11 protein-coding genes are annotated in these 10,365 nt (G+C 59.7%); 4 read left to right on the forward strand and 7 right to left on the reverse strand.

From position 1 onward, the window contains the following. Positions 1-338: 338 nt before the first annotated feature. Both ABY454_RS11080 and ABY454_RS11085 read left to right on the forward strand, forming a co-directional pair. Complete coding sequence (locus ABY454_RS11080) at positions 339-2,225, forward strand: propionyl-CoA synthetase (protein ID WP_372930673.1); 1,887 nt, start codon at positions 339-341, stop codon at positions 2,223-2,225. Positions 2,226-2,295: 70 nt separating this feature from the next. Further along, positions 2,296-2,979: a haloacid dehalogenase type II gene (locus tag ABY454_RS11085; protein WP_372930675.1), complete on the forward strand. Its 684-nt coding sequence runs from the start codon at positions 2,296-2,298 to the stop codon at positions 2,977-2,979. A gap of 206 nt (positions 2,980-3,185) precedes the next feature. On the opposite strand, the gene ABY454_RS11090 is transcribed toward ABY454_RS11085, so the two are convergent. Further along, positions 3,186-4,208, reverse strand: coding sequence for an NAD(P)-dependent alcohol dehydrogenase (locus ABY454_RS11090; RefSeq protein ID WP_372930676.1), 1,023 nt, complete (start codon positions 4,206-4,208; stop codon positions 3,186-3,188). 241 nt (positions 4,209-4,449) lie between these two features. Between ABY454_RS11090 and ABY454_RS11095 the strand changes: the two genes are divergently transcribed. Next, positions 4,450-4,809, forward strand: coding sequence for a hypothetical protein (locus tag ABY454_RS11095; protein ID WP_372930678.1), 360 nt, complete (start codon positions 4,450-4,452; stop codon positions 4,807-4,809). 1,110 nt (positions 4,810-5,919) lie between these two features. Here the strand turns inward: ABY454_RS11095 and ABY454_RS11100 are convergent. The 4 genes from ABY454_RS11100 to ABY454_RS11115 form a co-directional block, all read right to left on the reverse strand. Beyond that, entirely contained in the window at positions 5,920-6,081 is a 162-nt protein-coding gene (locus tag ABY454_RS11100) for a hypothetical protein (protein ID WP_372930680.1), read from the reverse strand. Positions 6,082-6,265: 184 nt separating this feature from the next. Further along, complete coding sequence (locus ABY454_RS11105) at positions 6,266-6,481, reverse strand: hypothetical protein (protein ID WP_372930682.1); 216 nt, start codon at positions 6,479-6,481, stop codon at positions 6,266-6,268. A gap of 209 nt (positions 6,482-6,690) precedes the next feature. Beyond that, positions 6,691-7,002: a hypothetical protein gene (locus ABY454_RS11110; RefSeq protein ID WP_372930684.1), complete on the reverse strand. Its 312-nt coding sequence runs from the start codon at positions 7,000-7,002 to the stop codon at positions 6,691-6,693. A 74-nt stretch (positions 7,003-7,076) separates the two neighbouring features. Then, positions 7,077-7,484: a diacylglycerol kinase gene (locus tag ABY454_RS11115; protein WP_372930685.1), complete on the reverse strand. Its 408-nt coding sequence runs from the start codon at positions 7,482-7,484 to the stop codon at positions 7,077-7,079. A 94-nt stretch (positions 7,485-7,578) separates the two neighbouring features. Here ABY454_RS11115 and ABY454_RS11120 point away from each other — a divergent pair, with 94 nt between their 5' ends. Then, entirely contained in the window at positions 7,579-8,508 is a 930-nt protein-coding gene (locus tag ABY454_RS11120; protein WP_372930687.1) for a DMT family transporter, read from the forward strand. Positions 8,509-8,512: 4 nt separating this feature from the next. Here the strand turns inward: ABY454_RS11120 and tgt are convergent, their stop codons facing one another. Continuing rightward, positions 8,513-9,640: a tRNA guanosine(34) transglycosylase Tgt gene (tgt, locus tag ABY454_RS11125; protein ID WP_372930689.1), complete on the reverse strand. Its 1,128-nt coding sequence runs from the start codon at positions 9,638-9,640 to the stop codon at positions 8,513-8,515. Continuing rightward, on the reverse strand, positions 9,637-10,365 hold a 729-nt coding region (gene queA / locus ABY454_RS11130; protein WP_372930691.1), incomplete at its 5' end, for a tRNA preQ1(34) S-adenosylmethionine ribosyltransferase-isomerase QueA. The genes queA and tgt, both read right to left, overlap by 4 nt.

Consider the following 10,365-nt stretch of genomic DNA (forward strand, 5'->3'; position numbering starts at 1 on the left):
CCCTTGGTGTCTTGGGCCCTGGCCATCTTAGTCCGCAAGTATTTCAGCATAGTATGACCGGGCAACGCTTGACTCGGGTCGGGGCCTTCCGATGAAGCTTTAGCACGCGGAGCCAAGCCTAATGTCCGCTAATGGCACTTAACGGACCTCAGTGACGAAGCTGAGTATGTCTGCTTTCGCATGCAAAGCGGACGTGACCAGGTCGCGTTCTGATGTCGCCTAACGACCCAATGCGGACATCTCAGTCGATCGGGAGCCTCCTCAAGACGGAAAGGCTGAACGAAGAAGATCGGGCTTCCTATCTGGCACAAAGTGGCCGGACTCGATAGAAACAGGACATGGGATATAAGGAAGCCTATGAAGCCTGGGCCGCTGATCCATGTAGGTTCTGGGCGACTGCCGCCGAGGCGTTGGACTGGATTAAGCCGCCTCGAACGGTGCTAGACGATAGCAGAGCGCCGATCTTTGCTTGGTATCCCGATGGCGTGATGAACACCTGCTGGAACGCGGTAGACCGCAATGTTGAGGCGGGTCGTGGGCAGCAGGCGGCAATCATCTATGACAGCCCAGTCACAGCCACAAAGCGGACGATCACCTATGCCGAGCTTCAGACGGAGGTAGCGCGGTTGGGCGGCGCTCTGCGGTCGCGCGGTGTAGAAAAAGGCGATCGAGTCGTCATTTACATGCCGATGGTGCCAGAAGCGCTCATCGCGATGCTCGCCTGCGCGCGAATCGGTGCTGTGCACTCTGTTGTGTTTGGGGGGTTCGCAGCTCACGAACTCGCGGTCCGGATCGATGACGCGAAGCCGAAGGCTATCATCGCCGGGTCCTGTGGAATAGAGCCCGGGCGGGTCGTGCCCTACAAGCCGCTTCTAGATGGCGCAATCCAGCAAGCTGGCCATAAGCCCGAATTCTGCGTGATCTTTCAGCGCGAGCAGCGGCCCGCCGAATTGGGGGAGCGGGATGTCGAGTGGTTCGCCTTCCAGCGCGGGGCGGAGCCGGCCGAGTGCGTTCCAGTCTTGGGAGACGAGCCACTCTACATTCTTTATACCTCGGGCACGACGGGCCGGCCCAAGGGTGTGCCGCGGCCGAGCGCTGGTCACGCCGTGGCGCTAAGCTGGACGATGAAGAACATCTACGATATCGATCCGGGCGACGTGTGTTGGACCGCTTCTGACGTCGGTTGGGTCGTGGGTCATTCCTATATCTGCTATGCGCCGCTGATACATGGCGCAACGACAGTGGTCTTCGAAGGTAAACCGGTAGGTACGCCCGATGCGGGGACCTTCTGGCGCGTGATTTCGGAGCACGGGGTCAAGGTTCTCTTCACTGCGCCAACCGCATTACGGGCGATCAAGAGAGTGGACCCCAAGGGTGGGTTCATCCGTAAGCACGATCTAAATTGCCTGAAATATCTGTTCCTTGCCGGAGAGAGAGCTGATCCCGACACGATTCATTGGGCGCAGGATATGCTTGGCGTACCGGTTATCGACCACTGGTGGCAGACCGAGACCGGCTGGACGATCGCAGGCAACCCAATGGGGCTGGAGCCGTTGCCGGTGAAGGTTGGCTCGTCCTGCGTGCCGATGCCAGGGTATGATGTGAAGGTCCTCGGAGAAGACGCGCACGAAGTACCTCGGGGCCAGCTCGGGACCATTGCGATCAAGCTGCCGATGCCGCCAGGGTGCCTGCAGACGCTGTGGCAGGCAGAGGAGCGGTATCGGGACAGTTATCTCAAAAGATTCCCGGGCTACTACGATACGAGTGATGCGGGGATAATCGATGAGGACGGCTATGTCTACGTTATGGCTCGTACCGATGACGTCATAAACGTCGCGGGACACAGGCTGTCGACCGGTGCGATCGAGGAGGTGCTGTCAGCTCTTCCAGACGTGGCGGAATGTGCCGTGATTGGGGTTGCCGACGAACTTAAGGGGCAGTTGCCTATGGGGTTTCTTTGCCTCAATAGCGGAGTAGATCGACCCCAAGAGGAGATCGTCGAGGAAGCCATTGCCCAGGTACGCAGCCAAATAGGCCCCGTTGCAGCATTCAAGCTCGCCTGCGTGGTTGAGCGCCTCCCGAAGACCCGCTCGGGCAAGATTTTGCGTGGCACCATGGCGAAGATCACCGATAGCGAAAAGTTCAGAATGCCTGCCACGATCGATGATCCAACAGTCCTCGAAGAGATCCGAACCGCGGTGAGGGGTCTAGGATACGGCGGCTAGCGGAAGCAAGCCAAGTGGCGACAGTCTGAACCTCACGGAAGGTATAGACGAAACGAGCTGGAGTCTGCACTTGCCGCGCGACACTGTGTTGTTCGATATAAATGAAACCGTTCTCGATCTTGCAACCCTGATGCCGAGATTTGCTACGGCACTTGGCGATCAAGCTCTGGCGCGTACATGGTTTGTCATGTTGCTTCATACTTCTACCGTATGCGCGCTGACCGGAGTCAAAACGGGTTTTGCTGAATTAGCCAGCGTGATGTTGGACAAGATCGCTACGCTACACGATCGGACAATCTCCGATGAGGATCGAGGACAAATCCTCGGCGACTTTGCGAGCCTGAGACCACATGCTGACGTGCAGCCGACCTTACAGCGCTTGCAATCAAGCGGCTATCGTACCGTTGCTTTTTCCAATTCATCTTCGAGTTTGGTGACTAAACAGATCGCCAACTCTGGGCTGGCGGAGAATTTTGACATAGTGATCTCGGTCGAGGAGGCCGGAGGCTTCAAACCCGATAGCAAAGTCTACAAATTTGCCGCCGCACGTCTCGACCGGCCCATCCGCGATTTGCGGCTCATAGCAGCCCATGATTGGGATACTCATGGCGCGATGGTCGCAGGTATGAGCGCGGCCTACATCGACCGCTCCGGTGCGCCTTACCACCCTCTATACCGTCGCCCCAGGATTCAGTCGACCAATATGGTGAGTGTGATTGAGCAAATCATTGCGGCAGATGCTGGGCCAAACTAAGCGCGTAGCGCTAACGGCTCAGGCGTTGGTTTAGTGTTTGTTTTAGCGCTTTCACGATTCTGGGACGATTGCTTGTAAGAATCGGATGATCGACAAGGCGCAACGCCCGGCATGCGTCCGGTCTGCTGTTGACCCATGTTCAGCACGCTTGTGTAGTCGTCTTACCCTTGAGATTGTCCAACTCAGGTTGGCCGCGGGTACCCCCCTCACCACTCAATCGCAATTTTTCCGAAATGACCCCCGCTTTCCTGGAAGCGGAATGCATCGGCCAGCTCTTCGAGCGGAAAGCTGCGATCGATCACCGGGCGTATACCGGTCTGCTCCAGCGCGGTCACGTAGTCCTGCTGCTGACGGCGGTTCCCAACAATAAGTCCCTGGAGTCGGGCCTGTTTCGCCATTAGTGTCATGGTAGGCACATTCCCCTGGCGTCCCGTCAGGATGCCGATCAATGCGATGTGACCTCCGACACGCACAGCTTTGATCGACTGTTCTAGCGTGCCGGGTCCGCCCACCTCGATGACATGGTCGACACCATGCCCGCCAGTCAGCGCGAGGACTTCGCGGCCCCAGTCCGGAGTCAGCCGGTAGTTGATAACATTGTCGGCACCGAGCGCCCGAAGATGCTCTAGCTTCTGCTCCGAGGACGATGTGGCGATAACTGAGGCGCCCATAGCCTTAGCGATTTGCAGCGCAGCGATCGACACGCCGCCTGTGCCCAATACCAGAACGCTTGTGCCTGCCTTGAGCTGACCGTCGACAATGAGGGCGCGCCAGGCGGTCAGACCGGCGGTGGTGATTGTTGCCGCCTCCGCATGACTCCAACCTCGCGGGGCGAGGGTGAAGTCTGTGGCGGCACGTACTGCATACTCTGTGGCATACCCGTCGATGCCATCGCCTGGAGTGCCACGAAAGTTGCCCACCTCATCGAATGGAAGGCCGTCCTGCCATTGCGGGAAGAAGACCGACACGACATTGTCGCCGACCTCAAATTCAGTGACGCCTTCGCCGACGGCTTCAACTTTGCCAGCGGCGTCTGCCATAAGTACTCGGCCGTCGGCCGCAGGAATGCCACCATTGGCGACCAGCAGGTCGTGGAAGTTCAGCGAGGACGCATGCAATTCGACACGGATCTGGCCCGCCCCGGGCTGGCCGGGATCGGAGACATCACGTCGCTCGAGTTGGTCGAGTCCTCCTGGAGCCCTTACGACGACGGCTTTTTGGCTTGCCATGGTTTGTCTAACTTCACGGGGTACTGATGCATCGTCAAGCTGCTCTTCAGGTCGCAGAGTGAGGTCCGCTTATAGCACGTAGCAGACCCCAATCGGGAGGCCGGGGATGTGGGCTTAGGGGCGTAAACTGGACCTCGTAATCCGGCAGACAGGTTCGCTAATGATCCTCCGCCGCCAGCTGGCAAATGCTGGCTGTTGTCAGTATCATACAACACTGTAGCAGTTCCAAAGGAGGGCCGCAGTGGCTTATAGATGCTTTGGACTTTGCATTCTCGCACTTATCACGGTGTTGCCGACTTTGGGTGCGGCGGAAGAGACGAGCATGGGATCCCGATCTGACGCTACAGACGTCGGTATCTGGAAGTCCTATGCGCCGAAGGACTTGCGTGGCGAATTTGATAACTATGATCCGATCGGGCTTATTAGCGGCGCTCTCATACACACCGATTGCTCGATCAACTACACAGATCCGGACGACAACAAGACATACTGTTTCAACAGCGCTACATCTCTCGTCTATTTTGAAAATTGGCCAAAGACTTATGCAAGAAGGGCTGCTGAGGCCTTCGAAAAAATCAAGGGCGGAAGTGCCGGCTTCTGATCCCAAAAATTTTTCTGATTTGTTAGGCTCTGAAATGCCCTCGTATTTGACTTTTAATCAGAGGGTCGCAGGTTCGAGACCTACCGGGCTCACCATTAAAATCAATGACTTAGATCACTCCCTCCAATCCCGAGAAGCTCTAAGGCACCCCCTAAGGCACCCGGCGGGGCCTACAGGCAGCCTCTGCATACAAAAAAGCCCCGACGCCAAAGGAAGGGGCGCGCCGGGGCTACTGGGAACCACATCGTGACGGGGGAGAGCCTGGTGTCGGGGAACACCATCTAGGGCCACGTTGCTTACCTATAAATACGCAGGCCCCCTGCCCTCGGATCAGGTCGCCACTCATTCCCTATTTCAACAGCGTGGGCCAATGCACCACAAAATCGGGCGTTGCCCATGGTAGGGTCTCTTGGTTCGAGATGACGCCCCTTGCTGGTCAATGGACTATGGGCCGTTACACAGTCGCCGAACTCAACGAATTCCGGGACACAAGCCGTTGCTCGGATTGTGTACACTATGGGGGCTGTGCCCTTTGGCTCTCGCTTCTCCTCATGAATGAGGAACTGAGCCATCCAGGGCTTGACCTCATCGTGCCCGATATCACGAAGCCTTGCCCCATGTTTTTCCCTTGGACCACGGAAGCAGCACTAAAGGCGCCTGAAGGACCCGCCAATCATCGCGCCTGACCGTCGGGCCTTCGTTTTTGGTTGCCCTCAATCCGCACCTGGGCGTGGCGCAATAAGATCGTATTGCTCCTGCATAAACCCGGGCAAATCGACCAAAACCCCAATTGCCATAGTGGGTTACCTCCCCTGCATTGCCAGCGATGCCGCATCGAAGCTTAGCGCCCATTAGGCCGATAATCACGACCCGGCCATCTCCCAGCCTGGCACTTTGGGTGTGAGAACACGGCAGCACGGGGCCATTCCAGGCCCCCTAGCGGGCCGCCCGAGGCCTAGCGCGCCCGGGTCTGGGCGCCGCCGCATCCCAAAACCTCCACTATTTCAGGTACTTCCAGCCCTTTCGGGCGCGGAAACATTTTGGGGTGGAGCGTGACTTATGTGTCACAGCATTTCAGGGCAAGGACCGTTATAGTGAAGCCAGAATCGATTACACAAAACAAACGGGGGACCAACCATGCGTCTGTTCATAGCTGCTGCTCTTATCATCTCTGCAACCATCGGCCTCGGCGGTTGCTTTGGCCATCACGAGAAAGCCGTTATCGTTGAGCCGTTGAAGCTCGGCTAAATTGACGACGAGATAGCCCTTCAAGATCTATCTCTCCGGCAAATGCCAAAAACCCCGGTCGGGCTCTCCCCGGCCGGGGTTTTTCATTGCGTGGACGCTCCTGGCGTGAACGGCAGGACCCCGCCGGAACGCAACACAGCCGCCCCCCGAAGGAGCGGCTGTGCAGCTGAAGTTTCGACCTAAAGAGGCCGGCCTGCTCAAAGACCGGCTACTTGCAGGACATCATGCCCTTCATGGCCATGCGCGCGTCGGCTTCGCTGCCGTATTCGCCCATCATGGCGAACTTGGCCGTGTCGCTCAGCGGCGTCTTGGTGACGGAGCACGTCTTCGTCTTGTTATCGAACATGACGTAGAAGGAGTTCATGGCCAGGGCCGGAGCCGCGAAGGTTGCGACCAAGGTTGCTGCGAGAACGAGTCTCTTCATGGGGGTTTCTCCTCAAATGTGTGCGGCATGATTGCCGTCACGCACGTGAAGAGACCACTCTTCCCAATCACGTAAAACTCAACACTCCGGCAAGTTTCGACACGCTTTTCTCACTCCCGCGGCACCTGTCGTGACGCATCGATGACGGGCGCGTGATCGCCACGCGCCATGGACTGGAGCGAAAGAGTTGGATCGAGCGTGGGGCGCGCTTATTCGGCCGGGGTTCCGGCGAAGCGGCGGCGCAACCGCTGGTAAACCGTGCGCTTCAAGAAGTAATAGGCGGGCTTGCCCATGATGGCGGCGGCCACGAACTTCGACAGAAAGGGCGTGGCGCCAAGCACGCCCGAAATCGCCGCCTTCAATCCGGGCTCGAGATCGGTTGCCATGACCACCGGAATCATCGGCCAGGCGATATAGGCCCCCACCAAGACGATCGTGCCGACGGTGAACCGCCAGCCGATCTGTTCGGCGGTGAACTCTGGTTCGGTGGAAGCTATGCCGATCTCCTTACGCGCCGCCAACAAATGTTAGCCTTGACCCTCGCAGCACGGAACATCTTTTCGCGGAGGCCGGGTACCGGCGAAATGCGGCGATTTCAGGCTGTGTCTTCAACCGCGACTAGCCAGGCCGGATCGAACCAGCGATCTGCCTCGCCGTCATACGGCAAACGGTTGATGTCCCAGTGGCGAATAAACGGCGCATAGACGTCCCACACTGGCGGCCCTCCGCCCACATAGACGACCCGGTCGGGAAACCAGCCGAGGACCTCCTCGGGATGATGGATCGAACGGATCTCGACAATGGTGCGGTCTTCGTAGGCAAAGGCCGGGATCGAGCCGGCCGTTTTGGGACCTGCGATGATAACGTGACCCCGTGTCACGTCGAAGAACCTGGCAACGTCGGCGACAAATTCCCGCCCCTTGTTGCCTTCCCAGGGGAGCCGGCCATCCAGGCCGAGCTGCCCTCGCATGCCTATGGCGCAGATCGCGCGAACGTCAGCCAATGTTGTCCTCCATCGAAGCGGCCACTTCTTTTATCGGCGGATGGCGCTTTGGCACAGTTTGGTGCACACAAGGCGTCTCCATGAGCCGCCTTAAATGACCTTACCCCCTTCCGCCCCACAAGCCGACCAATCCCAGGTCTTCAAGGCCATTGGCCTGATGGTGTTGGCCACGATGTGCTTCACCGCGCTCGACACCACGGCGAAGTATCTAGCGGACACGAAGGATGTGCCCGTTGCTCAGATCACCTGGCTGCGCTTTGCTGGGCATGTGGTGTTCAGCGCCGTCGTGTTGTGGCCGTTAGCGCTTGCCCCGTCGCTACGGTCCGCCAAGCCGTTCGTTCAGATCGTCCGCTCGGGGCTCATGATCCTGACCACCGCGCTCAACTTCGTCGCGCTGAAATATCTCCAGCTCGATCAAAACATCACGATCTTCTTCATCACGCCCTTGCTGGTGGCCGCGCTCGCCGGACCGCTGCTTGGTGAGTGGGTCGGCTGGCACCGTCTGGTCGCCATCGTCGCCGGCTTCATCGGCGTTCTCGTCGTCATGCATCCGGGGATCGGCACATTCCAATGGGCCATGTTGTTCACCTTAGGCGCGACCATCGGCTATGCGCTGTATAACGTCGCCACACGCTACCTTGCGGCGTTCGACCCGCCTTCGGTCACGCAGACCTATACGCCGCTCGTGGGCGTCGCCGTGATGACGCCGTTCGGCCTCGCGGCCTGGCAGAGCCCGGAGGAATGGAGCGTGTGGGTTCTGTTCGCCACGCTGGGCTTCTGGGGCGGTCTTGGCCACTGGTTTTTGATCCTGGCCCACCGCATTGCGCCGGCCGGTGTGCTCGCGCCGTATATCTATCTCGGCTTGATCTGGATGTCGGCGGCCGGATTCCTCCTGTTCGACGACATTCCCACACTGTGGACGCTCGCCGGCGGCGCCATCGTCATCCTTGCCGGGCTTTATCTGTTGGCGCGCGAACGCAAGGCCCAGAAAGAAGGCCCGGCCGCGCAGGTGGATCCGCAGTAAGCCTTTAGTCCGCTTCACTGCACGCATAGCGTTGAGCGACGTCTTCGGCAAAGGCGGCGAAGGTCTTGTCCGCGATCGCTTGGCGCGCGTGCGCCATGAGCTCCTGATAGAACTGCACGTTCGCGTAAGACACGAGCATCGACCCGAGCATCTCGCCCGACTTCACCAGGTGATGCAGATAGGCGCGTTCATATTGCGCGGCGGGACAGGCGCTTTCCGGATCGAGCGGACTTGGGTCCTCCGCAAAGCGGGCATTGCGCAAGTTCACCCGTCCGCCCCAGGTGAAGGCTTGGCCGTGGCGCCCGGAGCGGGTCGGCATGACGCAATCGAACATGTCCATGCCCCGGGCAATGGCGCCCAGCATGTCCTGCGGCGTGCCGACGCCCATGAGATAGCGCGGACGGTCTTGCGGCAGGAGCGCGGTGCTGACCTCGACCATGTCGAACATGGCCTCTTGCCCCTCGCCCACCGCCAGCCCGCCGACGGCATAGCCCGGAAAGCCGATATCCATCAGCGCGCGGGCGCTCTCCTCGCGTAAGTCCGCATAGACGCTGCCTTGGACGATGCCAAACAGCGCTTGGCCGGGTGCCGTCATCTTCCCGAACGCCGCCTTGGAGCGTTCGGCCCAGCGCATGGACAGATCCAACGATGCCTTCGCCTCATCGCGCGTTGCAGGATGCGGCGTACACTCATCAAGCACCATCTGAATGTCGCTGCCGAGGAGACACTGCACCTCGATGGCCCGCTCCGGCGTCAGGGACACCGTGGCCCCGTCCAGATGCGACTGGAAAGTCACGCCCTCCTCCGTGATCCGCCGCAGCTTCGCCAGTGACATGACCTGGTAGCCGCCGCTGTCGGTGAGGATGGGCTTGTCCCAATGCATGAATGTGTGCAGCCCGCCGAGCTTGGCGACGCGTTCCGCGCCGGGCCGCAACATCAAGTGATAGGTGTTGCCGAGGATGATGTCGGCACCCGTGGACGCCACGTCCTCCGGGAACATCGCCTTGACCGTGGCCGCGGTACCGACCGGCATGAAGGCCGGCGTACGGATCACCCCGCGTGGGCTGGTGATGGCGCCGGTTCGCGCCGCGCCGTCCTGCGCGCTCACCGCAAACGAGAACAACGCGCTCATAGCCGCTCCTCCGGGCTGAGCAGGCAAGCATCGCCATAGGAGTAGAAACGGTAGCGCTCTTTGATCGCATGCGCATAGGCGAGTTTCATGGTGTCGAGGCCCGAGAACGCCGAAACCAGCATGAACAGGGTCGAGCGCGGCAAATGAAAATTGGTCAACAGGCGATCCACGAAGCAGAAGCGATAGCCGGGCGTGATGAAGATATCCGTCTCGCCGGCAAACGGCTTCAAGGTGCCGAACTCGTCCGCCGCGCTCTCCAAAAGTCGCAAAGCCGTGGTGCCGACGGCGACGATCTTGTTGCCGCGCGCCTTGATCGCATTCAAGGCAAAAGCCGTGTCCGTGCTGACCGATCCGTACTCCGCATGCATCTTGTGCTCATCGGTGTCCTCGCCGCGCACCGGTAAAAACGTGCCTGGTCCCACATGCAGCGTCACGAAATGGGAGACGATGCCAGATTGCTCGAGGGCGTCGATCAGCGCGGGCGTAAAATGCAGGCCTGCGGTGGGGGCGGCGACGGCGCCCTCCTCCCGCGCGAAGGTCGTTTGATAATCCACGCGGTCCTGCTCGTCCGCGGGCCGCTTGGCGGCGATGTAAGGCGGCAACGGCATGGCGCCTTGCGCATCGATGGCGTCGTGAAGCGCCGGTCCGCTCAGATCGAAACGAAGCGTCACTTCGCCGTCCTCGCCCCGCCCCTCGACGGTGGCGTCCAGCGCGTCCAAAAGACA

Source organism: Methyloceanibacter sp. (assembly GCF_041573655.1).
Lineage (GTDB): Bacteria > Pseudomonadota > Alphaproteobacteria > Rhizobiales > Methyloligellaceae > Methyloceanibacter.

Excerpts from the sequence above, each read along its gene's own strand:
- ABY454_RS11090 (WP_372930676.1), bottom strand. The coding sequence starts at position 4,208 with ATGGCAAGCCAAAAAGCCGTCGTCGTAAGGGCTCCAGGAGGACTCGAC.
- ABY454_RS11080 (WP_372930673.1), top strand. The coding sequence starts at position 339 with ATGGGATATAAGGAAGCCTATGAAGCCTGGGCCGCTGATCCATGTAGG.
- ABY454_RS11105 (WP_372930682.1), bottom strand. The coding sequence starts at position 6,481 with ATGAAGAGACTCGTTCTCGCAGCAACCTTGGTCGCAACCTTCGCGGCT.
- tgt (WP_372930689.1), bottom strand. The coding sequence starts at position 9,640 with ATGAGCGCGTTGTTCTCGTTTGCGGTGAGCGCGCAGGACGGCGCGGCG.
- ABY454_RS11120 (WP_372930687.1), top strand. The coding sequence starts at position 7,579 with ATGACCTTACCCCCTTCCGCCCCACAAGCCGACCAATCCCAGGTCTTC.